A 21838-nucleotide genomic window follows, 5' to 3' on the forward strand; every position below is an offset into this window, starting at 1 on the left:
GCCGTCATACGGGACCGGTGCCTGTGCCGGTCTCGGCGGTCAGCGTCTTCATGGTGACGTAGCTGCTCACCGTCGCCACGCCGTGCAGGGTGGCCAGCTGGTTGGCGTGGAAGTCCTCGTAGGCGGGCAGGTCGGCCACCTCCACCTGGAGGAGGTAGTCGAAGTTGCCGGTGATGTGGTGGCAGGCGACCACTTGGGGCAGCTGGGTGACTCCGCGTTCGAAGGCGACCACGTCGGCGCGGGTGTGCCGTACCAGCCGGACCCCGGCGAAGACCCGCAGTCCGCGGCCGACGGCGGCGGGATCGATCAGCGCGCGGTAGCCGCGGATGACCCCGGCCTCCTCCAGCTGCCGCACGCGCCGCAGGCAGGGTGAGGGAGAGAGCCCGACGCGGGCGGCGAGCTCGTTGTTGCTGATGCGGCCGTGCTGTTCGAGCACGGCCAGAATCGACCGGTCCACTTCATCCATGGCGACAGATTATTGCTCGTGCAGACCGTCTACCACAATTATGCGCCCTCCATGAGCGCAATTTACTGCCAAAATTGCTGAGATCCGGTCACATCCGAGCGCCGGCCGGTCACGCTTCCAGGAGTCGTACGGACTCCACGAAAGGGCCACCATGCCGGGCAGGAGCACCATCACCGTTCACGCCGACCGCGAGGTCCATCCCAGCCGCGCCGTGGCCCCGCCCATCTACCAGACGGCGGCGTTCTCGGCCGAGGACGCGGAGACGTTCGCGCGGGGTGCCGTCGAGCCGCGGGGCAAGGACTTCTACACCCGCTTCGGCAACCCGAACCACGCCCAGGTCTCCGCCGTCGTCGCCGAGTTGGAGGGCACCGAGGCGGCCCTGGTCACCGCGTCCGGGATGGCCGCGCTCACCACGGCCGTGCTGGCGCTGGTGTCCGCCGGTGACCATGTCATCGGGCAGCGGTCCACGTACGGCGGCACCGCGTCGGTACTGCTGAACCTGCTGCCGCGGCTCGGGGTGGAGACCACGCTCGTGGACCAGACCGAACCGGAGGCGTTCGCGAGGGCGCTCACCCCGCGGACCCGCCTGATCCTGGTGGAGACCCCGAGCAATCCGCTGCTGCAGATCACCGACCTGCGCGCCGTGGCCGAACTGGCCCGCGCGCACGACGTGTTGACCATGGCGGACAACACCTTCGCCACGCCACTGAACCAGCGGCCGGCGGACTTCGGCATCGATCTGGTCTGGCACAGCGCGACCAAGTACCTCAACGGCCATGCGGACGTCTCCGCCGGAGTGCTGGCCGGGCCGGCCGAGATCCTGGACCGGATATGGGACGTGGGGCTGCTCACCGGTGCCACGCTCGGCCCGATCGACGCGTGGCTGCTGCTGCGCGGCATGCGCACCCTGCCGTTGCGGGTGCCGCGGCACAACGCCAACGGTCTGGCGCTCGCGGAGGCGCTGAGCGCGCATCCGGCGGTGGCGAAGGTGCACTACCCCGGTCTGGCGACCCACCCCCAACACAAGCTGGCCGCCGACCAGATGAGCGGTTTCGGCGGGGTGCTCGGCATCGAGTTCGCGGGAGGTTTCGAGATGGCCGACGCCTTCCTCGGCCGGCTGCGCTACCCCCGGCGCTCGGCCAGCCTCGGCGGCGTGGAGTCGCTGGCCGTGCATCCGGCGTCCATGTGGCGCGGAATGCTCAGCGAGGAACAGCTGGCCGAATCGGTGCCGTTGGGCCTGGTCCGGCTCGCCGCCGGCACGGAGGACACGGCGGACCTGGTCGCCGACGCGCTCGCCGCGGCCGACGCGGTGCTCACCACGACGTGATCCTCAACCGTCCGAAAGCATCTGTGAAGGAGTTCCCCCGATGAAGACCAAGACTCTGCTCACCGGCGGCACCGTGGTCAGCATGGACCCTGCCGTCGGCGATCTCGACCGCGGTGACGTGCTGATCGAGGACGGTGTGATCGTCGAGGTGGCCGCGCGCATCGACGCGCCGGACGCCGAGTTGATCGACGCCACCGACCGGATCGTCATGCCCGGCTTCGTCGACAACCACCGCCACTCCTGGCAGACCGCGTTCCGGGGCGTCGGCGCGGACTGGACGTTCCCCGAGTGGGCGCGGGCCATGCACGGCACGGTCAAGCCCCACTACCGGCCCGAGGACGTCTACGCGGGCACCCTCCTCGGCCGCCTGGAGGCCCTGCACTCCGGAGTGACCACGATGCTGGACTGGTACCACGTCGCTCATGGCCACGCGCACGAGGACGCCGCCGTCGCCGCGCTGCGGGACGCGCCGGGGCGGTCGATCTTCTGCCTCGGAGCGGGCTGGGGCACCGCCGACGACGTCGACGCCGACATCCGCCGCGTTCGCAACGACCTGCCCGGCGACGGTCCGGTCACCATGGCGCTGGGGCTGCGCGGCGCCGACGACACCGGCATGGACACCGTCGCCCGGGAGCTGAAGCTGGCGGCCGAACTCGGCCTGCGCACCAGCCTGCACGTCGACGGAGACGGCGCGAGCGGCGGCGACGGCACACGGCACCCGGTCGCCGATCTGCACGAGCACGGCCTGCTGCGGGACACCACCACGTTCGTGCACGCCAACGGGCTCGGCGACGAAGAGCTGCGCATGCTCGCCGACGCGGGGGCCTCGGTGTCGATCAGCCCGGACGTCGAACTGAAGATGGGCTTCGGCTGGCCGATGACCGGCCGGGTACTGGCCGCGGGCCTGCGCCCGACGCTGTCCGTCGACGACGTCCCGTCGGTCGGCGGCGACCTGTTCTCCACGATGCGTACGGCCCTCGCCGTGCAGCGCGGTCTGGACGGCGGCCTGCGCTGCCGGGACCTGCTGGAGTTCACCACCGTCGACGCCGCCCGCTCCTGCGGTCTGGACACCCGCACGGGCAGCCTCACCCCCGGCAAGGACGCCGACGTCATCCTGCTGCGCACCGACGACCTGACCGTCTTCCCGGTCACCGACCCGATCGGCACGATCGTCAGCGCCGGCCACCCCGGACTGGTCGACACCGTCCTCGTCGCCGGCCGCGTGGTCAAGCGCGACGGCGTCCTGGTGGGCGTGGACCTGCCGGCTTTCCGGACCCGGCTGCTCGACTCCCGCGACCGCGTCGCGGCCGCCGCCGGCATCCCCCTGGACGGTACGTGGCGCCCGTAACAACCTGAGAAAGATGAGAAATACGGTCGGAGGGGAACGATTCGCCCGCTCCCGCTCGTCCTCCACAGCAGCATGAACAGGACGATCAGGCGAACGTCCGTCTTCGTGCTGCTCCTGGTGTTCGCCCTGCTGGTCAGGGCGACCTGGGTGCAGTTCTACGACGGCCAGGCGCTCGCGGACGACAAGGACAACCGGCGCAACGCGATCGAGACGTACGCGGACCCGCTCGGGAACATCATCGTGGGCGGGGACTCGATCACCGGCTCCGCGCGGACCAAGGGCGGAGACCTCGCGTACAAGCGGACGTACAAGGACGGCTCGCTGTACGCGGCGGTGACGGGGTACGCCTCGCAGGCCTACGCGCCGACGCAGTTGGAGGGGATCTACCAGGATCTCCTCAACGGCACGGACACCCGGCTGAAGACCGTGATGGACACGGTCACCGGCCAGCGGGCCGCCCCGGGCAACGTGGTCACGACGATCGACCCGGACGTGCAGAAGGCCGCGTACGACGCGCTCGGCGACAAGAAGGGCGCCGCCGTCGCGATCGATCCGAAGACCGGAAAGATCCTGGCGGTCGTGTCGACACCGTCGTACGACCCGACCTCGCTGACCGATGCCAACACGGCCGGGACGGCGTGGAAGAAGCTGAACGCGGACCCGGACAAGCCACTGACCAACCGCGCGCTGCGGCAACCGCTGCCGCCCGGTTCGACGTTCAAGCTGGTCGTGGCGGCGGCCGCGCTGGAGGACGGTCTGTACCCGAACGTGGACACGAAGACCGACAGCGAGGATCCGTACACGCTGCCGGGCACGACCAGGGTCCTGGCGAACGAGAACACGTCCGCGCCCTGCGAGAACGCCACCATCCGCACCGCGCTGCGCTACTCCTGCAACAACGTCTTCGCGAAGATGGCCGTCGATCTCGGCCAGGACAAACTGCGGGCGATGGCCGAGAAGTTCGGCTTCAACGACGACCAACTGGACGTCCCCGTACGGGCGTACACCAGCGTCTACCCCTCCGACATGGACAAGTCGTCCACGGCCCTGACGGGCATCGGCCAGTTCGACGTGACGGCGACGCCGCTCCAGATGGCCATGGTGTCGGCCGCGATCGCCAACGGCGGCAAGCTCGTCTCGCCGCACATGGTCTCGCAGATCACCGACAGCGGCGGTGACGTGCTGGAGAACTACGACGACAGCACCGATACGAAGCAGATCGTCAGCTCCACCACCGCCGAGCAGCTGCAGTCGGCGATGCAGACGGTCGTCGAGGACGGCACGGGGACGAACGCGCGGATCGACGGCGTCACCGTGGGCGGCAAGACGGGCACGGCCCAGCACGGCGAGAACAACAGCCAGACGCCGTACGCCTGGTTCACCTCGTACGGCAAGTCCGACTCGGGCGGCAAGGAGGTCGCCGTGGCGGTCGTCGTCGAGCAGTCCGACGCGGCCCGCTCGGAGGTCAGCGGAAACGGGCTCGCCGCCCCCGTGGCCAAGGCCGTGATGGAGGCGGCGCTCAAGAACTGACCTGCCCGTAGGGCTGCTTCACGCCGACCGGCGCTACTTCACGCCCAGGATCTGCTCCACCGGATCGATCGCGAAGTACACCAGGAACAGGGCCGAGACGCCCCACAGCAGCCAGTGCACCTCCTTGGCCTTGCCGAGGACCGCCTTGATGAGGACGTAGGCGAGGAAGCCCGCGCCGATGCCGTCCGTGATGGAGTACGTGAACGGCATCGCGGCGATGGTCAGGAACGCCGGGATGGCGATCTCGTACTTGTCCCAGTCGATGTGCTTGACGTGGGTCATCATCAGGAAGCCCACGGCGATCAGCGCGGGGGCCGCGGCCTGCAGCGGGACGATCGTGAGCAGCGGTGTGAGGAAGAGCGCGAGACCGAACAGGCCGCCGGTGATCAGGTTGGCGAAGCCGGTGCGGGCGCCCTCGCCGACGCCGGCCGCGGACTCGATGTAGGCGGTGTTGGAGGACGCGGAGCCGAGGCCGCCGGCCACCGCCGCCGCGCCGTCGATGAACAGCACGCGCCCGATGCCGGGCACCTTGCCGTCGTCGTCGAGCAGTCCGGCCTCCGCGCTGATGCCGACGATCGTGCCCATGGCGTCGAAGAAGTCCGACAGGACCAGGGTGAAGACGAGCAGGACGGCGGTGATGACGCCGGCCTGCGCGAAGCCGCCGAACAGGCTGAAGTGACCGACGAGTCCGAAGTCGGGGGTGTCGACGATCTTGTCGGGGACCTTGGGTGTGGTCAGGCCCCAACTCTTGATGTCGGCGATCTCGTTGATGATGATCGCGACGATCGTCATGGTGACGATGCTGATCAGGATCGCGCCCTTCACCTTGCGCGCGATGAGCGCGATGGTGAGCAGCACGCCCACGCAGAACACCAGCACCGGCCAGCCGGTGAGCCGGCCGACCGCGCCCAACTGCACCGGCACGGTGGTGTTCGCGGCGTCCGGGATCCGGCTGACGAACCCGGCGTCGACGAAGCCGATGAAGGCGATGAACAGGCCGATGCCGACACCGATGGCCTGCTTGAGCTGTTGCGGGATGGCGTTCATGATCGCCTCGCGCAGCCCGGTGAGGACCAGGACGCAGATCAGGATGCCTTCGAGGACGACGAGGCCCATCGCGTCGTCCCAGCTCATCAGCGGGGCCAACTGGAAGGCGACGACGGCGTTGAGGCCGAGTCCGGCGGCGATGGCGAGCGGGAGGTTGCCGCCGACGCCCATGATGATCGTCATCACACAGGCCACCAGGGCGGTGGCGGTGACCAGTTGACCGGTGTCGAGCTGGTGGCCGAACTTGTCCTTCGCGCTGCCGAGGATGATCGGGTTGAGGACGAGGATGTAGGCCATCGTGAAGAAGGTGGCGAAACCGCCGCGAACCTCGCGGCCGAAGCTGGATCCCCGTTCGGAGATCCGGAAGTACCTGTCGACGCTGTTCCCGGGTGGTGGTGCGGCACTCGGCCGGTCGGCCACCTGCTGCGCTTCGGACATGGCGGAACTCCTCGTTGCCTGATGATCTGTGTGCGGATGCTGGCTGGATTGTTCCCGCGTCCCACCTGTTACAGGTTTTCTCCGTGTTACGGAATCAAAGTTGCGCAAGTGGCGTCATGGAAGCGGTTACCATCGCGTGTCAGCGCCATGACACACGAAGATCGTCAGGGTATACACCGCCAGAAGAGGTCACCGTGGGGACAGTCGTCGACGACGCGGCCTCCGCGGAGTTCCACGCCTTCTTCGAACGGCACTACGCCGAATTCGCCCGTCTGGCCCACCTGTTGACCGGCGAGGCCGACGCCGCCGACGATCTCGCGGCGGACGCGCTGCTCGCCCTGTGGCACCGCTGGGACCGGGTCCGCGCCGCCGACCACCCGGTGGCGTACGCCCGTGGGGTCGTCGCCAACCTGGCCAGGTCCCGGATCCGCGGCGCGGTGCGCGAGCGCCGGCGGATCTCCCTGTTCTGGTCGCAGCGCGCGGAACAGACCGAGAACCCCGATGTGGCCGGCGTCGTCGATGTCCAGGAGGCGCTGCGCAGACTGCCGTTCCGCAAGCGGGCGTGCGTGGTGCTGCGGCACGCGTTCGACCTCTCGGAGAAGGACACCGCGCTCGCGCTCGGGGTGTCCGTGGGTACGGTGAAGAGCCAGACGTCCAAGGGGATGGCCGAGCTGCAGCGACTGCTGGGCGCGCGGGACGTGCCACAGAAGGTGCAGGCGGCGATGGTGCGCGGCGGCGAGAGCGGAGGACGGGCGCGATGAGGCAGCGGGACGTGCACGACGAGCTGCGCGCCCGGCTGCACGAGGCGGCCGAGGCGCACGAGCCGGACCGGGCGGGCATGCTGGCCCGGATCGAGCGGGGCATGAGCGAGCGGGACCGCCCGGGCCACCGGTCGACCCGCCCGCCGGTGTGGAGTTGGGCGCGGGTGGTGGGCGCGACGGCCGCGGTGGCCGGCCTGCTGGCGGTCGGCGGGTACGCGGTGGCGTCCGCGGTGAAGGACGACGCCGCTCCGCAGCAGCGGGAGACGGTCACGGTCTCGCCGACGCCCACGCCGTCGCCCGACGCCACGAGCCGGGTGCCCGTGCCGCCGGTGAAGCAGACGCCGAGCGGGCCGTCGCAGTCGCACCGGGCGAGCGGTACCCCTTCTCCCACGCCCACTTCCTCCTCCCCCGTGCTGCCGGACACGGCCGGCGAGAGCGACGGCCCGGTGCGGTCGGACGGCTCGGTGGACCCGCACAGCAACGACTTCTGGGCGCAGAGCGACATCACGCTCAGGACCTCCGCGCAACTGACCTCGCTCACCGTGCGGTTGAAGGTCGCGCAGACCGGTGGGGTGTCGACGACGGGTTCCTGGCGGTCGCTGCCGGAACAGGACTTCACCGTGACGGTCGCCGAGCGGGGCGGCTTCCTCGTCTACACCTGGGTGCTCAAGGAGGGGCGTACGGTCCCCAAGGGCGAGTGGGTGTTCGCCGGGCAGTACAACCACGAGCGCGGCGACCGTGATGCGAAGGACGACGCTTACACGGTCGAGGGCACGGCCTCGGGCCAACTGCGGTCCGTGGGCGGCGACTTCGCGAGTCATTCGAGTGATGAGGGCGACTCGTGAGAACTTCCGGGAACGACGCAACCTTTGACAGGTTCTGGGCATCTGATAACACGTAGACACGCACAACTGAGCGAATCTGCTACATCCCTCGCCCATAAGAGGGACAGTGGACCTGCTGACCTGAGCCCCCCTCGGTCAGCAGCAGAGCGCCCCGCCGGTGACGACCGGCGGGGCGCTCGACCTTTCCGGGGTGTCTCGCCGCACCGAAAGCAACCGAAACTTTCGCCGCCCCGCTTCCCCCGTCTACCGATTGACGTGCTGTTTCCCACTGGTGACACTCCCAGGGCGCGCAACACCCAACAGAAACCCCCACACTCAGACAGGATTGCCGATGCGTCCCAGAGCCGTGGTCGTCGCCTGCCTCACCCTCCTGCTCGCCCTGTTCACCGCGCCGCCCGGCAGCGCCCACTCAGGAGCCCCGTCCGTGAACCACCCCAAGTACGCCGGCTACCTCTTCGCCTACTTCACCGGCGAGGGCACCGCCGACGGCGAACAGATCCGCTACGCCCTCAGCCGGGGCAACGACCCCCTTCACTGGCGCGAGTTGAACCAGGGCAAGCCGGTCCTGACCTCGACGATCGGCGAGAAGGGCCTGCGCGACCCGTTCGTGATCCGCTCCCCCAAGGGCGACAAGTTCTTCCTGATCGCCACCGACCTGCGCATGTACCAGAGCAGCAGCGGCAGTTGGGACGACGTCCAGCGGCACGGCAGCAAGTCGATCATGATCTGGGAGTCCACCGACCTGGTCCACTGGACCGACCAGCGCCTGGTGAAGGTGGCCCCGGACAGCGCGGGCAACACCTGGGCGCCGGAGGCCTATTGGGACGACTCGCTCGGTGCGTACGTCGTCTTCTGGGCGTCGAAGCTGTACGCCGACGACGACCCCGGGCACACGGGGTCGACGTACAACAAGATGCTCTACGCGACCACGAAGGACTTCCGCACCTTCAGCGAGCCGAAGGTCTGGGACGACCCCGGTTACTCGGTGATCGACTCGACGGTCGTGAAGTACAGGGACACCTACTACCGCTACACCAAGGACGAGCGCGATCCGTCCTCCAGCTCGCCCTGCTCGAAGTTCATCACCGGCGAGAAGTCGACGAGCCTGACCTCGACCTCGTACGACTTCGTCGCCGACTGCATCGGCAGCGGTGCGATCGACCGCGGTGAGGGTCCGACGGTGTTCAAGTCCAACACCGAGAAGAAGTGGTACCTGTTCATCGACGAGTACGGCGGTCGCGGGTACGTCCCCTTCGAGACCACCGACCTCGACTCCGGCAACTGGACGCCGTCCACCGACTACCAGTTGCCCGCGAGTCCCCGGCACGGCACGGTGCTTCCGGTGACGCGGAAGGAGTACGACCGGCTGCTCGCCGCCTACCCGAGCACGCCGACGTCGATCGTGGACGCGACGGCCAAGGGCCAGAAGGGCTACGCCGTCGTCACCGAGAGCGCCTCGAAGGTCGTGCTGCCGATGCGGCCCGGCGCCGAACTCGGTCGCCTCGCGCCGGAGTTCGCCGTCGGCGAGGGCGCGCGGATCAGCCCCAGGTCCGGCACCCGGCGCGACTTCCGGGGGCCGCAGCGGTACACGGTGACGGCCGCCGACGGCACGAGCCGGGTCTGGACGGTGGAGGCGGTGCCGACCAGGAGCCCGTCCCTGCCGGGCTTCAACGCCGACCCCGATGTGCACTATCTCGACGGCCAGTACTGGATCTACCCGACGACGGACGGCAACCAGGGCTGGAGCAGCACGAGTTTCAAGGCGTACTCGTCGCGGGACCTGGTCCACTGGAAGGACCACGGGGTCATCCTCGACCTCGGCCCGGACGTGTCGTGGGCGGACAAGTACGCGTGGGCGCCGGCGATCGCCGAGCGTGACGGCACGTACTACTTCTACTTCTGCGCCGAGCAGCAGATCGGGGTCGCGGTCGCCGACTCACCGGCGGGCCCGTTCAAGGACGCGCTGGGCAAACCCCTGGTGGCCAAGGGCGGTTCGCTGAGCGGCCAGATGATCGACCCGGCCGTCTTCACGGACGACGACGGGACGTCGTATCTCTACTGGGGCAACGGCCACGGATACGTGGTCCCGCTGAACGCCGACATGACGTCGTACGACCCGGCAAAGGTGAAGGACATCACCACGGACAACTTCCGCGAGGGCTCCTTCGTGGTGAAGCGCAAGGGCACGTACTACTTCATGTGGTCCGAGGACGACACCCGCAGCGAGAACTACCACGTGGCCTACGCGACGGGACCGTCCCCGCTCGGCCCGTGGACCAAGCGGGGGACGATCCTGTCGAAGCGACCCGAGTACGGCATCCTCGGCACCGGTCACCACTCGGTGGTGAACGCCCCCGGCACGGACGACTGGTACATCGTCTACCACCGGTTCGGCATCAACGGGCCAGGGAAGGCGGGCGGCGACGGTATGCACCGGGAGACCACGATCGACCGTCTGGAGTTCGCCCCGGACGGGACGATCAAGCCGGTGGTGCCGACCCTGGAGTCGGTCCGGCCGGTGCGCCCGGTCGACCGACCCGCGGCTGACCTCAGCTGACGAAGTACGTCGGGTTCGGGATCTTGTACGTCTTGTCGGCGTAGCCGCCGTCGAGGTCCGAGTACTGGTCGCCGAAGTTGGCGACGATCTCGTACCCGAGGTCCTTCTCGATGTGCTTGCGGGTGCCGGACTTGTACTGCACGGTGGTGCAGGTCCAGGCACCCGGCGTGGCACAACCGCTCAGGTACGACGGCGGGTTGGCCGTGTTCTTGAGGAACATGTGGTCGGCGTCGAGGTTCACATCGGCGCCGATCTTCTTCAGGTTGTCGACGGCCGCGGTGCGCTGCGCCTCGCTCAGACCCGAGTTGTAGAAGACCTCGACGCCCTTGGACTTCGCGTACGTCACCAGCTCCGCGCTGCCGAAGACGCCCGGGCGGTCGGCCTTGTTGACGTAGGCGGCCCAAGTGGCGGAGTTGTAGGTGTAGTTGTACCGCTTCTCGTAGTCCAGGCTGAGCAGCAGCGTGTCGTCGATGTCGAAGACGACCGCGGGCTTCTCGCCCTTGTGGTGCGCCTTGTGGGCGGCCTGGTCGATGTACTTCCTCGCGGCCGAGTCGATCCGCGCCAGATCCTTGGCGTACGGGCTGGTCGCGGACGCCTGGTAGACGCCGTTCGCGTCGGCCGTGGTGCCGTAGTAGGCGTCGATGTCCTTCACCAGGAGCCCGATGTTGTAGGGCTCGTGGGTGGAGTTGGCCGTGGACTGTCCGGCCGTGGCGGCACCGGCTCCGTAGAGGCCGGCGCCGGCGAGGGCACAGGCGGCGGCGAGGGCCGCGAAACGCAGTGGCTTATGCATGACAGGTAGTTCTACGCGCGTCACCCGTACGGGCGCGAGACCCGTCGGGTAAAAAACGGGTCAAGCACCCCCAGGCGGCTCAATTCATGGTCGCGCCGATGGTCGTGCTGCCCGTGGTGAGGAAGGTCGTCGCGGGCAGCGTGCCGCTCGAACCGCGGGCGTTGTACGTGCTCGACGCGTCCGTGGAGACGAACGCCGGCGTACCGATCCCGCTGTCCCAGTTGTTGCCGGCCGAGGTGACCGAGGAACCCTTGCTCACCGCGCCCCCGCCGTTGCTCACGGCGAGGTTCCTGCCGAGCTTGGCGGCGCTGGTGGCGAAGTAGTAGCCCCACTTGCTGTTGGCGTACGCCGTCGTCCGGTTGATGACGAGCGCGCCGGTGTTGGAGTTCTCGGTGAACCCGTTGCCCGCGTTGCCCCAAGCCGCCGAGTTGTTGACGACGTGCGCGACGACCTCGCCGTCGCCGCCCAGCTTGTAGCCGTTGCCGTCCCCCGCGAAGGCCGAGTCGGACCAGCGGTTGTAGCCGTTGCCGAAGGACCAGGTGTGCTCGACGGTGACCGGGGTGGAGAAGGACCAGAAGTCGATCCCGTCGTCCGAGTTGTTGTAGAGGCGGGCCCCGGTGACCAGGTTCCCGCTCCCCGACCCGAACTTGATGGCGACGCCGTCCGCGTTCTCGCCATGAGTGGCGGCGTCGTAGTTGCCGTACGAGTCGAGGTTCTTGACGGTGTTGTTCACGGTCCCGTCTCCGGTGAGCGTGAAGCCGGAGTCGCCGCCGTTGACGGTCTTGACGTTGTTCCAGTTGGTACCGGTGCAGGACTGGCAGACGACCGCGCTGTCCGGGGAGTTCTGGAAGGTGAGGTTGGAGACGTTCCAGTAGTCGGCGGTCAGCTTGAAGATCCACGATCCGGACGGCAGCGACGAGCCGTCGATCTTCACGGTCTCCGAACCGTACGCGGTGAGCGTGACCGGCGCGGACGACGTGCCGTTCGTCGTGGACTGGAGGGTGGCCGTCGGGTAGTACGTGCCGCCGCGCACCTGAATCACCGTGCCGGCGCCGGCACTTGAGATGGCGGCGGTCAGCTCGGCGGTCGTGTCGACGACGACCGTGGCCGCGTGGGCCTGGGTGGGGAGCACGGCGAGCCCTGCGCCCACGGCGAGGGCCGTGCCGAGGGTGAGAGCGGTACGACGAGACATAGGAGTGCGGTCCTTTCGTCGTTCTGTCGCGGACGAGGGGGTGTCGGGGGTGGGGATTTCAGGGACGCCAGTCACCGAGGTAGGCCTCCGGGGTGTGCAACCTGGCCTCGGTGCGGGTGAGTTGGGGCCGGTTCTCGGCAACGGTGATGGTCGAGCCCGGCCCGGTGTTGCGGTACTCGTGGAAGCGCATGGACTGCCAGGGGTAGGCGTCGCGCATGTTGGTGTACGGGGCCACGGCGTCGATGCCGGGCCCGATCCGGGTGTCCCGGACGACCAGGGACGGCCAGGCGGTCGTCTCGTACGACGGCACCCAGGGCCGCGCCAGCTTGTACGCGGCGTCCTCGGCGCCGGAGGTGATCCGGGAGCGGACGGCGAGGATGCCGTGCGGGTTGGCCCGGGCGGTGGAGGGAGCGAAGACCATGCCCTTGGGGGTGAAGGTCACCTCTCGCTGGAGGGTGTGGAAGTGACACTCCTCGAACACCGCCGTCGCCCGCCCGAAGACGAAGTCGACGTCTCCCTCGATGTAACACCGGTGGAAGTACTGCCGGTCGAAGACGTCCAGTGCGCTCGTGTCGACGAAGAGCGTGTCCTGGTGGGCCAGGAGCCGGACGTTCTCGAAGCGCGTGCGGTCGCCGTAGGTGCAGGCGGCCACCGCCTGGGTCCCGGTGATCTCGGGATGGTCGGCGCGCAGCCAGTCGTTTGCGATCGTCAGATCCCGGACGGTCAGCCCGGGGGCGGCCGAGGTGAAGGTGGCGGAGCCGGCGGTGCCGTAGGTCGTGCCGTCGGGCTTCGGGGTGCCGTTGGCGTGGTCGAAGACGATGACGGCGTCGCGGGGGTCGCGGGTGGCACCGCGAAGGGTCAACTCCCGTTTGTCGACAGGCACGTTGATCACTTCGCGGTACGTCCCCGGATGCACGACGATCGTCCGTCCCGGCCCGTCCACCGCGTCGACGGCCGCCTGGACGGAGTCTCCGGGACGGACGTGCAGGATCCGGCGGGCGGAGTTCGAAGAGGCGGCGGCGCGGACGGGGGCGGCGAGCGCGTGGCCGGTGCCGGCACCCACCCCCGCACCGACACCCGCCACACCACCGGCGATGGCCGTCAGCAGAGTGCGTCGGCGCATCTCAGCAGCCCTCCCGCCAGGGCGTCCAGTCGCCCAGATAGGCCTCGCGGGTCGCCGACGCGGCCTCGGCGGGGGCGAGTTGGGGCCGGTTCGCGGGGACGGTGATCCGGGCGCCGGGGCCGGTGTTGCGGTACTCGGCGAAGCGCTGGCTCTGCCACGGGTAGGCGTCCGACATGTTGGTGTAGGGCGCGACCGCGTCGATGCCGGGGCCGAGGTGGGTGTCCCGGACGATGAGCATCGGCCGGGCCGAGGTGTCGGAACTGGGCACCCAGGGGCGGGCCAACTTGTAGGCGGCGGAAGGGGCTTCACTGCTGACCCGCCCTCGCGTCACCAGGTAGCCGTGCGGGTTGGCGACCGCGGTGGAGGGCGCGAAGACGAAGCCGTACGGTGCCGAGGCGAGGTCGGTGCGGTTCAGGGTCCGGAAGTGGCAGTCCTCGTAGACCGCGGTGGCCCGCCCGAAGACGAAGTCGACGTCGCCCTCGGCATGGCAGTGCGCGTAGTACTGGCGGGCGAAGGTGCCGAGCGCGAGCGTGTCGGCGTACAGGGTGTCCTGGTGGCCGAGGAAGCGGCAGCGGGTGAACGAACTCCGGTCGCCCTGCACCTTGATGGCCACCGCCTGCGTCGCGGTGATCTCGGGGTGGTCGGCGCGCAGCCAGTCGTTGGCGAAGGTGATCCAGCGGGCGGTGAACCCGTCGGCCTGGACGGTCGTGGTGGCCGAGCCGGTGGTCCCGTAGGTGCCGCCGCCCGGCTTGGGGGTGCCGGCCGCGTTGTCGTGGACGATCACGACGTCCCGGGGGTCCTCCGAGGCGCCAATCCAGGTGGCCTCGGTACGGGTGACGTCGACGGCGACCGTCTCCCGGTAGGTGCCGGGGGCGATGACGAGGGTCCGGCCGCTGCCGGTCGCCGCGGTCACCGCGGCCTGGACGGTGGTGTGGTCGCCGCGGCCGAGCGGGTCGACGTACAGGGTCTCCGGGGTGAGGCGGCGGTCGGGGGAGCCGAACCGGCCGAAGGGGCGGGGCCGGCCGGTGACCGCGTGTGCGGGCACAGCGACGAGGCCGGCTCCGATGCCGACGGCGCCGGCGATGAACCGCCTTCTCGGCAGGGGGCGTTGGTGAGGCGAGGGCATTCGGGTGCTCCTTCGCGGTACTGAGTGACGTCGAGGGGGTGCTGAGCCGTGCCTGGGAGTGACCGGGGCGGAGCAGGGCGCGCCGCCCCGGCCGGTGGCCGTACGAAGGTCCGATCAGCCCAGGCGTCCCGAACCGGCGCCGCAGTCGACGATGCGCGGCACGGCCCTGGCCGGGTCGACCTTCGTCCGCAGGGTCGGCGTCCAACCCGCCCCGGACTCCAGGACCTCGGCGGGGATCTCGGCGTTGTGGACGGTGATCAGGTCCGTTTTCACGCCGTTGACGTAGTTGTCGTCGGCGGTCAGCGGCGAGACGTTCCACCGCTTCAGGATCTTGCCCGCGCTGACGCCTTCGGCCAGCGTGAACGCGTTGTGCTCGGCGACGAGTCGGGACTCCTTGCCGATGCCGAAGCTGTAGGAGTAGCCGGCGTTCGCGACGAAGTGGTTGTTGTAGGAGTCCACTTGGCCGAACCGGACGCGGGGCGCGCGCTCGACGATGTTCGAGAACAGGTTGTGATGGAAGGTGACCTTGAGATGTCCCCGGTCACCGACGGCCGTCGACTCGCTGTCACTGTTGCCCACGAGGATCGTCTTGTCGTGGTCCTCGAAGACGTTCCAGGAAGCGGTGACGTAGTCGGCACCCCGGACGACGTCGAGTTCACCGTCGTGCTGTTCGTAGATGCGGCCGTAGTAGGACGGCAGGGTGCTGTCCGGGTGGTCGCCGTCGGTGAAGGTGTTGTGGTCCATCCAGACATGCGTCGAGCCGTAGATCACCGCGCTGTCGTACTCGGAGTTCCAGTTGCCGTCGGCGGTGTCGGTCGGATCCCACTGCGGGAAGCAGTCGAGGGGGCTCTCGAAGCTCAGGTTGCGGACGATGACGTTGTCGACGCCCTTGATCTGCAGGCTGGCACCGCTGAAACCGGCGTTACCGCCGATGCCGACGATGGTGGTGTTGGCCGGCACGGACGCCTTGATGTAGGCGTCCTGGTTCGCGGCGGAGGCACGGCGCAGACCCTCGGGGCTGTCGTCGGCCTCACCGTCCAGGTTCTTGTCGCGACCCCAGACGGCAGGATCGTACGTCGCCAGGTACCCGGCGAAGTCGTACCCCGCGGCCTCGAACGAGGCACAGCTCGGCCCGTCGGCGTCGATGACGCCCTTCACCTTGATGATCTTCGGCGCGCTGCCGGCGGCGGCGAGCGCGGCCTTGAAGCCGTCCCAGTCGCGGACGGTGTAGACGTGCGCGGCATCGGCGGCGGCACCACCGGTGGTGCCGGTGCCCGCGGCGGCCCAGCCGTCGTTCGCGGGCAGCACCTGCCGGTCGAGGGCGGGCCGGTAGGCGGCCTGGGCCGTCCCGGTCCCGGTCCCGGTGACGGCGAGCACGAGAGCCGTGCAGCCCACGGCCGCGATCATGACGCGTGCATGACATCTCACTATATGCATCGTTCAGGTCTCCTCAGCTATGCGGGTGGCCAGGTGATCCAGGAGGTGGGGATGTCCTCGTCCAGCCGGACGACATCACGCCGGGCCAGCACTCGGGTACGCACCAACTCCCGCGCCACGAGCCGCGCCACGGCGATGGCCCCCGGCGGATTGAAGTGCGTGTTGTCCTGCTCGGTGTCGGTCCAGTTGAAGTAGGCCTTCGTCGCCTCGACCCCGAGCGCCTGCCAGAGCGCGAGCGACAGCGCCTCGATGTCGAGCTGAGCGACCCGTTCCGCGACGGCGAGCGCACGCATGGCCGCCGGATACTCGCCGTGGGTCGGCAGGGCATTGCCGCCGGCGTCAAACCGGCGTCGCTCGACGGGAGTTGCGAGAACCGGCCGGGCACCTTTGGCTCTGGCGCCCTCGATGTAGAGCCGCAGATAGTCCTGATACGTGGACCACGGCTCGGTGTAGCGGGTGGGATCGTCACTCTTCTCGTCGTTGTGCGCAAACTGCACGAGCAGGAAGTCCCCAGGCCGAATCAGCCCAAGAATCACATCAAGCCGACCCTCATCGACAAAACTCTTCGAACTACGCCCGTTCACGGCGTGATTGGCAACGGTCAGCCCTTTCCGTACAAAGAACGGAAGCGCCATTCCCCACCCGGTCTCTGGCGCGGCATCGGCATATTTCTGAGCGGCGGTGGAATCACCGGCGATATAGAGAGTCCGCCCCCGCTGCGGCCGCCGCCCCACGAGAGGAACGGCACCAAGAGCGGCGACGCCAAGCTGTCTACGGCTAACTACCAAACCCGTCCACCTTCCCGACCCCAGGGGCGCGGGGAACTGCGCGACCAGCCACAACGGACCCGCAGTCCCCCACAGACCGAAACCACCCACACCCTCAGTGGTTCTTCTTCCAATCCACCTGCGCCGCGTTCAACTGCTCGGCCAACGTGTCCAGAAACTCCTTCGCCGTCATCTTCCCGAGCAACACCTTCTGATAGTTCGGCTCGTTGTCGGCCTTGGAGATCGTGTTCCAGTCCGGCAGGTAGTACGGCAGCTGCACAATCTTCGTGCCGTCGCCGTTCAACGCCTCCGCCGCCAGCTTCGTAGGCTCCGCCGACTGGATCCACGCATCCTGCGCGGCCTCCGTGTTGGCCGGTATCTGCCCCGCCGACTTGTTGAACTTGGAGTTCTCCTCGTGCGAGAGGGCGAACTCGACGAACTTCCAGGAAGCCGCCTTGTTCTTGCTGGACTTGAACACGCTCAGCCCGTCGACGGGGTTGGAGATCTGCACCCGACTGCCGTCGTCCTGCGTCGGGTTGGGCAGGCCTCGGAACTTCCCCGCGCCCAGCGCCTTCAAGTGGTCCTGGTACGAACCGAGGTTGTGGCTCAGCATTCCGATCGTGCCGCTGTCCCACTGCGCGACCATCTTGGTGAAGTCGTTGTTGACGTCGGCGGACGGCGTGTCCTTCTTGTACAGCGCGACGTACTTCTCCAACGCGGCAACGTTCCTGGGGTCATTGACCGTCGTCCTGTCGCCGTTCCAGAACGAGGTGATCCCGCTCTGGCCGTACGCCGCGTCCAGGGCCGGCGCGATGGAGCCCTCGCCGCCGCGAATGGTGAACCCGAACTCGTTCTTGCCCTTGTCCGTGAGCTTGTCGGCGGCCGCGTAGAAGTTCGACCAGGTCGTCGGCGCCTCCAGCCCGGCGTTCTCGAACAGGTCGGTCCGGTACCACAGCGTGCCGTTGTTGGACGAGGTCGGGATCTGGTAGAGCTTGTCGCCGCCGCCCGCGGCCCGGCTGCCGTCCACCAGGTTCTGGCTCAGCTTGCCCTTGAGCGGGCTCTTCGCCAGCCGGCTGTCCAGCGGCTCCAGGGCGCCCTGCACGGCGACCTCGGCGAGCATCGCGGTGCCCACGCCGCCGACGTCGGGCAGACCGCCGCCCTGGATGGCGGTGTCGTACTTGGACTGGGCGCTGGCGGCGGGGATCCCGACGTACTTGACCTTGATGTCGGGGTTCTTCTTCTCGAAGTCGGCGATGATCTCCTTCCAGATGTCGGTGCGGACACCGCCGTTGTTGTCCCAGAAGGTGATCTCGCCCTTGCCTGAGCCCTCGTCGCCCTTGTCCCCCGCGCTCCCGCTGCCGTCGTCGCCACAGGCGGTGGCGGTCAGCGCGAGCACGGAACCCAGGGCGACGGCGACGGCGAGGCGCCTGCTTCTGCGGATGCTGATCTTCATCGGTCGGCTCTCTTCTTGAGGGGGTCGAGGTCTGGGCAAGCGCTTGCCATGGAGGTACTGCGTCATTGCGGCTCCCAACAGGACTACGGGTGCGGTGAGTTACAAGGAGTCGATGCCGAAGTGCGCGAAGGTTGCCGCACCGGCGTGGCCGCCGCCGGTGGGCGCGAGGGCGAAGAGGCCCAACAGGGCGCCGCCCCAGCCCCAGGGGGTGGCGGCGAACACGGGACCGGAGGGATGCGGGCCCGCGCCGATGTCGTAGAAGAACCGGCAGCGGGCGCCCGCGCCGATCTCGATCCGCAGCCGCACGCGTCCCTCCGGCGCGAGCCGGGCGTGAGCGGCGTCGCGCTCCCTCTCGGCGACCTCCTCGGCGAACCGGTGCACGACATGGACCGCGCCGTCCTCGCCCCGCTGGAGCCCGATCCAGCCGAACGCGTCGCCGAGCACCGCGAGTCCCGCTCGCGCGCCCGACTCCTCGCTGTGCAGGCGCAGTTCGACCTCGGCGGCGGACGGCGTGCCGGGCAGCCGTTGGGTGAGCAGGTTCGGCAGCCTGCGTAAGTCGTGCGCGTCGGCCGTGCGCACGCAGGCCAGCCGCAGGCCGTCGCCGGAGTGCTGCGTGGCCCACCCGGGCTGCGGGTTGGCGGTCCACTGCCACTGCCGGCCGAAGCGACCGCCGGGGAAGTCGTCGTCGGTGGCGGGGGCGGCGGGTGGTTGAGGCGGGAGATCGGGGAGCGTGTGTACGGCGATGGGCGCGCCGTCGTCCCCCAGCACCGGCCAGCCGTCCTCCCCCCACCGCATCGGCTGGAGGTGCACGACACGCCCGTAGGCGCCCCGCTGTTGGAAGTGCAGGAACCAGTCCTCGCCGGACGGCGTGCGCACCCAGCCGCCCTGGTGCGGGCCGTTGACGTCGGTGTCCCGCTGCTCCAGGACGACCTTCGCCTCGTACGGTCCGAAGAAGTCGCGGGCACGGAGGGCGCCCTGCCAGCCGGTCTCCACTCCCCCGGCGGGGGCAAGGATCCAGAACCAGCCGTCGTGCCGGTGGAGCTTGGGGCCTTCGAGGGTGAACCAGCCGGGGATCCGGTCGCCGTCGACGATCACCTTTCCCTCGTCGAGGAGTTCGGTGCCGTCGGGGTGCATACGGTGGCCGGTGAGGCGGTTCTTGATGCCCGAGCGGGACTTGGCCCAGGCGTGCACGAGGTATGCCTCGCCGGTCTCCTCGTCCCACAGCGGGCAGGGGTCGATGAGTCCGCGGCCCGCCTTCAGGAGGTGGGGGCGGGTCCAAGGGCCCCTGATCTCAGGGGTGTTGATCTGGAAGATGCCGTGATCGGGATCGCCCCAGAAGATCCAGAAGCGGTCCTGGTGGTGTCGGAGGGAGGGCGCCCAGACCCCGCCGTCCGGTCGTGGTGTCCTGAACTCCCCGGCGGGCTGGAGGCGTTCGAGGGCGTGGCCGATCAGCGTCCAGTTGACGAGGTCGCCGGAGTGCAGAAGGGGCAGTCCGGGGACGCGGCCGAAGCTGGACGCGGTGAGGTAGAAGTCGTCGCCGACGCGGATGACGTCGGGGTCGGACCAGTCGGCGTTCAGGACGGGGTTGGTGTACGTCTCCGAGGTCATCGGCTCACCGCCTTGCGGACCAGCGCGGCGGCATCGGCCCGGTCCGGGCGGCCGTCGGCGACGACGGTGACGACCCGGCGTACGACGGTCTCGCCGGAGGGGACCGGCAGCCGGTCGGTGTGCGCCAACGACGAGCCGACGCCTGGGTATTCGGCCGCGCGGACGAACCACGGGTCGCGGCGGGTCCGCTCGGTGGCTCCGGCGAAGATCAGCGTCCAGCCCGCCCCCGCCAGGGCGAGCCAGTCGGCGCGCGTGCCGTGGACCTCCGGCTCGCCCTCGCGGTCGGCGGTGAAGACGTCCGGGGCGGTGGACTCCTTGCGGGCCCGCCAGAAGAAGCCGCCGTAGGCCGCGCCGGGGCGGCCGTTGGTGGCGGGGCTGCCGATCGACAGCGGGCCCGGGGTGACGTTGGTGAGGGAGAAGGTGAAGTCCAACGCCCAGGCGGTGTCGGTGAGTTCGACCGCGGCGACGGTTCGGCGCTCGCGCAGTAACTCGACGCCTCCGGCGATCCAGCGCAGTTCCTCGACGAAGCCGTCGGGGTCGTGGAGCTGGAAGGAGGCGTGGCGCTGGGCGCCGTGGTTGGCCGGCTCGGTCGGGCCGCGGTCGCGGACGTAGGTACGGCCGCCCCAGAAGTTGTGCCCCTCGACGTCGGGAACGGCGACACCGACGCCGAGGTGGTGGAGGTGGTCCGCGGGGCTCAGTTCGGTGACCGCCGTGCCGGCCAGGGTGGTGACGGGGTGCAGACAAGGGCGCGGGGCAAGGCCGGCCGGCAGTTCGGGGCGGGTGACGTAGCGGCCGACCGGGCGGCCCGCGACGCGCAGGACCAGGGGGTCGTCGGTCGTCATGTGCTCACCTCTTTCGGTGGCGCCCAGGAGGCGCCCAGCTCGGAGTAGAGGGCGAGGGAGTCGGCCGAGGCGGCGACCAGGCCGTCGATGCCGCGCACCACCCGGCGCTCCTCGTCGGGCAGGAAGTACCAGGCATCAGAGGGGAGTTGAGCCGGGTCGGCGGCCAGTCGGATCGCTTCAACGACCTTCATGAAGGCGCCCGTCGCATCCGGTGCGACCAGCAGGGCGGCGCCGGTGGTGAGGTGGTCGACCAGGTTCTCCAACAGGTCGGTGCTGCCGTACTCGCTCTCCCGCGGACCGTGGTCGGCCCGCTGCACCAGCACCCGGTCGAGCTTGTACCAGTAGGTGATCCGGCCGCTGTCGCCGTGCACCACGACGTACGGCTCCCCCGACTCCTCGGCGCACAGGGTCGCGGCGACGGTGACCGGACCGTGCGCGGTGTTCACGCGGACGCACGACGTGTCGTCGGACTCGATGTCGTTGGCGCGCAGCAGTTCGGTCTCGATGCCGGTGACGTCCTCGGCGCGGGTGGTGCCGAGCAGGGCGAGCCCGGTGGCGACGGCGTGCGCGAGGGGGTTGGTGAGCACCCCGTCCACCACGTCGACGCCGTTCAGGCGGCGCTTCCCGGCCCAGGGAGCCCGCCGGTAGTACGACTCCGCGCGTGCCCAGGCACCGGCCCCGCCGACGCCCACGACCTCCCCGATCGCGCCCTCCGCGAGCAGCTTGCGGATCGCGGGCACGGCGTGCGAGCCCAGCGACTGGAAGCCGATCTGGCAGGCCACACCGGCCGCGGCGACCCCGTCGGCCATCCGCCGGAACTCGGCGTACGAGGGCGCGGGCGGCTTCTCCAGGAGCAGGTGCACGCCCCGCTCGGCCGCGATCAGGGCCAGGTCGGTGTGGGTCGGGATCGGCGTGCAGATCACGGCGAGTCGGGCGCCGGTGGAGTCGAGCAGAGCGGCGAAGTCGGCGGACTGCTCGGGCAGTTCGCCCCCGAACCCGCCCCCGAGCTCCTCCTCGGTCAGCGGTGTCAGCTCGCAGATCCCCACGAGTCGTACGAGCCCCTTGTCCTGGAGCCTGCGGATGTTCTCGACGTGCCAGCGGCCGTGGCCGCGCGCACCCGCGAGAACGACGGGAACGGGAATGCTGCTCATGGGATTCTCCCTGCGCTGTCGATCTTTGCG

At 69.4% G+C, this 21838-nt stretch carries 18 protein-coding genes; 6 read left to right on the forward strand and 12 right to left on the reverse strand.

The window, feature by feature from the left end:
• Positions 1 to 4 precede the first annotated feature (4 nt).
• Complete coding sequence (locus tag ACIQI8_RS10155) at positions 5 to 466, reverse strand: Lrp/AsnC family transcriptional regulator (RefSeq protein WP_402346955.1); 462 nt, start codon at positions 464 to 466, stop codon at positions 5 to 7.
• Between the two features lie 151 nt (positions 467 to 617).
• Here ACIQI8_RS10155 and ACIQI8_RS10160 point away from each other — a divergent pair, with 151 nt between their 5' ends.
• From ACIQI8_RS10160 to ACIQI8_RS10170, 3 genes are all read left to right on the forward strand, one after another.
• Positions 618 to 1793 (forward strand): trans-sulfuration enzyme family protein, encoded by a 1176-nt coding sequence (locus ACIQI8_RS10160; RefSeq protein ID WP_402346957.1) that lies wholly within the window; start codon positions 618 to 620, stop codon positions 1791 to 1793.
• 40 nt (positions 1794 to 1833) lie between these two features.
• A complete protein-coding gene (locus tag ACIQI8_RS10165; RefSeq protein WP_402346959.1) occupies positions 1834 to 3141 on the forward strand; it encodes an amidohydrolase family protein in 1308 nt (435 codons plus the stop codon).
• A gap of 72 nt (positions 3142 to 3213) precedes the next feature.
• Positions 3214 to 4671 carry a peptidoglycan D,D-transpeptidase FtsI family protein gene (locus ACIQI8_RS10170; protein ID WP_402346961.1) on the forward strand — a complete coding sequence of 486 codons (1458 nt, stop codon included), beginning with the start codon at positions 3214 to 3216 and terminating at the stop codon, positions 4669 to 4671.
• A 33-nt stretch (positions 4672 to 4704) separates the two neighbouring features.
• Here ACIQI8_RS10170 and ACIQI8_RS10175 read toward each other — a convergent pair whose 3' ends face one another.
• A complete protein-coding gene (locus tag ACIQI8_RS10175; protein WP_402346963.1) occupies positions 4705 to 6156 on the reverse strand; it encodes an NCS2 family permease in 1452 nt (483 codons plus the stop codon).
• 194 nt (positions 6157 to 6350) lie between these two features.
• Between ACIQI8_RS10175 and ACIQI8_RS10180 the strand changes: the two genes are divergently transcribed.
• From ACIQI8_RS10180 to ACIQI8_RS10190, 3 genes are all read left to right on the forward strand, one after another.
• The gene (locus ACIQI8_RS10180; protein ID WP_402346965.1) at positions 6351 to 6917 is read left to right on the forward strand and encodes a SigE family RNA polymerase sigma factor; all 567 of its coding nucleotides are present in this window, start codon (positions 6351 to 6353) and stop codon (positions 6915 to 6917) included.
• Positions 6914 to 7762: a hypothetical protein gene (locus tag ACIQI8_RS10185; RefSeq protein ID WP_402346967.1), complete on the forward strand. Its 849-nt coding sequence runs from the start codon at positions 6914 to 6916 to the stop codon at positions 7760 to 7762. Before ACIQI8_RS10180 ends, ACIQI8_RS10185 begins: the two co-directional genes overlap by 4 nt.
• Positions 7763 to 8093: 331 nt before the next feature.
• Positions 8094 to 10319 (forward strand): family 43 glycosylhydrolase, encoded by a 2226-nt coding sequence (locus ACIQI8_RS10190; RefSeq protein ID WP_402346969.1) that lies wholly within the window; start codon positions 8094 to 8096, stop codon positions 10317 to 10319.
• Here ACIQI8_RS10190 and ACIQI8_RS10195 read toward each other — a convergent pair.
• From ACIQI8_RS10195 to ACIQI8_RS10240, 10 genes are all read right to left on the reverse strand, one after another.
• Positions 10312 to 11109 carry an HAD family acid phosphatase gene (locus ACIQI8_RS10195; protein ID WP_402346971.1) on the reverse strand — a complete coding sequence of 266 codons (798 nt, stop codon included), beginning with the start codon at positions 11107 to 11109 and terminating at the stop codon, positions 10312 to 10314. The two genes, ACIQI8_RS10190 and ACIQI8_RS10195, sit on opposite strands and share 8 nt — an antisense overlap.
• Before the next feature lie 79 nt (positions 11110 to 11188).
• Positions 11189 to 12301, reverse strand: coding sequence for a pectate lyase (locus ACIQI8_RS10200; RefSeq protein WP_402346973.1), 1113 nt, complete (start codon positions 12299 to 12301; stop codon positions 11189 to 11191).
• A gap of 58 nt (positions 12302 to 12359) precedes the next feature.
• Entirely contained in the window at positions 12360 to 13424 is a 1065-nt protein-coding gene (locus tag ACIQI8_RS10205; protein ID WP_402346974.1) for a pectinesterase family protein, read from the reverse strand.
• 1 nt (position 13425) lies between these two features.
• Positions 13426 to 14550: a pectinesterase family protein gene (locus ACIQI8_RS10210; protein WP_402346976.1), complete on the reverse strand. Its 1125-nt coding sequence runs from the start codon at positions 14548 to 14550 to the stop codon at positions 13426 to 13428.
• A 114-nt stretch (positions 14551 to 14664) separates the two neighbouring features.
• A complete protein-coding gene (locus ACIQI8_RS10215) occupies positions 14665 to 15957 on the reverse strand; it encodes a polysaccharide lyase family 1 protein (protein ID WP_402346978.1) in 1293 nt (430 codons plus the stop codon).
• 47 nt (positions 15958 to 16004) lie between these two features.
• Positions 16005 to 16775 carry a rhamnogalacturonan acetylesterase gene (locus tag ACIQI8_RS10220; RefSeq protein ID WP_402346980.1) on the reverse strand — a complete coding sequence of 257 codons (771 nt, stop codon included), beginning with the start codon at positions 16773 to 16775 and terminating at the stop codon, positions 16005 to 16007.
• Positions 16776 to 16869: 94 nt separating this feature from the next.
• Positions 16870 to 18207, reverse strand: a complete 1338-nt coding sequence (locus ACIQI8_RS10225; RefSeq protein WP_402346982.1) for an ABC transporter substrate-binding protein — start codon at positions 18205 to 18207, stop codon at positions 16870 to 16872.
• A 99-nt stretch (positions 18208 to 18306) separates the two neighbouring features.
• Positions 18307 to 19815 (reverse strand): family 43 glycosylhydrolase, encoded by a 1509-nt coding sequence (locus ACIQI8_RS10230; RefSeq protein ID WP_402346984.1) that lies wholly within the window; start codon positions 19813 to 19815, stop codon positions 18307 to 18309.
• Positions 19812 to 20657: a PmoA family protein gene (locus ACIQI8_RS10235; protein ID WP_402346986.1), complete on the reverse strand. Its 846-nt coding sequence runs from the start codon at positions 20655 to 20657 to the stop codon at positions 19812 to 19814. Before ACIQI8_RS10235 ends, ACIQI8_RS10230 begins: the two co-directional genes overlap by 4 nt.
• A complete protein-coding gene (locus ACIQI8_RS10240) occupies positions 20654 to 21808 on the reverse strand; it encodes a Gfo/Idh/MocA family protein (protein ID WP_402346988.1) in 1155 nt (384 codons plus the stop codon). The genes ACIQI8_RS10235 and ACIQI8_RS10240 overlap by 4 nt, the downstream gene beginning before the upstream one ends.
• Between the last annotated feature and the right edge of the window lie 30 nt (positions 21809 to 21838).

It is taken from the genome of Streptomyces sp. NPDC092369, assembly GCF_044755245.1.
Lineage (GTDB): Bacteria > Actinomycetota > Actinomycetes > Streptomycetales > Streptomycetaceae > Streptomyces.

What these genes read in the sequence shown, in the direction of transcription:
- ACIQI8_RS10155 (WP_402346955.1), bottom strand. Translation starts at nt 466, where the DNA reads ATGGATGAAGTGGACCGGTCGATTCTGGCCGTGCTCGAACAGCACGGC.
- ACIQI8_RS10160 (WP_402346957.1), top strand. Translation starts at nt 618, where the DNA reads ATGCCGGGCAGGAGCACCATCACCGTTCACGCCGACCGCGAGGTCCAT.
- ACIQI8_RS10165 (WP_402346959.1), top strand. Translation starts at nt 1,834, where the DNA reads ATGAAGACCAAGACTCTGCTCACCGGCGGCACCGTGGTCAGCATGGAC.
- ACIQI8_RS10170 (WP_402346961.1), top strand. Translation starts at nt 3,214, where the DNA reads ATGAACAGGACGATCAGGCGAACGTCCGTCTTCGTGCTGCTCCTGGTG.
- ACIQI8_RS10175 (WP_402346963.1), bottom strand. Translation starts at nt 6,156, where the DNA reads ATGTCCGAAGCGCAGCAGGTGGCCGACCGGCCGAGTGCCGCACCACCA.
- ACIQI8_RS10185 (WP_402346967.1), top strand. Translation starts at nt 6,914, where the DNA reads ATGAGGCAGCGGGACGTGCACGACGAGCTGCGCGCCCGGCTGCACGAG.
- ACIQI8_RS10190 (WP_402346969.1), top strand. Translation starts at nt 8,094, where the DNA reads ATGCGTCCCAGAGCCGTGGTCGTCGCCTGCCTCACCCTCCTGCTCGCC.
- ACIQI8_RS10195 (WP_402346971.1), bottom strand. Translation starts at nt 11,109, where the DNA reads ATGCATAAGCCACTGCGTTTCGCGGCCCTCGCCGCCGCCTGTGCCCTC.
- ACIQI8_RS10200 (WP_402346973.1), bottom strand. Translation starts at nt 12,301, where the DNA reads ATGTCTCGTCGTACCGCTCTCACCCTCGGCACGGCCCTCGCCGTGGGC.
- ACIQI8_RS10205 (WP_402346974.1), bottom strand. Translation starts at nt 13,424, where the DNA reads ATGCGCCGACGCACTCTGCTGACGGCCATCGCCGGTGGTGTGGCGGGT.
- ACIQI8_RS10210 (WP_402346976.1), bottom strand. Translation starts at nt 14,550, where the DNA reads ATGCCCTCGCCTCACCAACGCCCCCTGCCGAGAAGGCGGTTCATCGCC.
- ACIQI8_RS10215 (WP_402346978.1), bottom strand. Translation starts at nt 15,957, where the DNA reads ATGATCGCGGCCGTGGGCTGCACGGCTCTCGTGCTCGCCGTCACCGGG.
- ACIQI8_RS10225 (WP_402346982.1), bottom strand. Translation starts at nt 18,207, where the DNA reads ATGAAGATCAGCATCCGCAGAAGCAGGCGCCTCGCCGTCGCCGTCGCC.
- ACIQI8_RS10230 (WP_402346984.1), bottom strand. Translation starts at nt 19,815, where the DNA reads ATGACCTCGGAGACGTACACCAACCCCGTCCTGAACGCCGACTGGTCC.
- ACIQI8_RS10235 (WP_402346986.1), bottom strand. Translation starts at nt 20,657, where the DNA reads ATGACGACCGACGACCCCCTGGTCCTGCGCGTCGCGGGCCGCCCGGTC.
- ACIQI8_RS10240 (WP_402346988.1), bottom strand. Translation starts at nt 21,808, where the DNA reads ATGAGCAGCATTCCCGTTCCCGTCGTTCTCGCGGGTGCGCGCGGCCAC.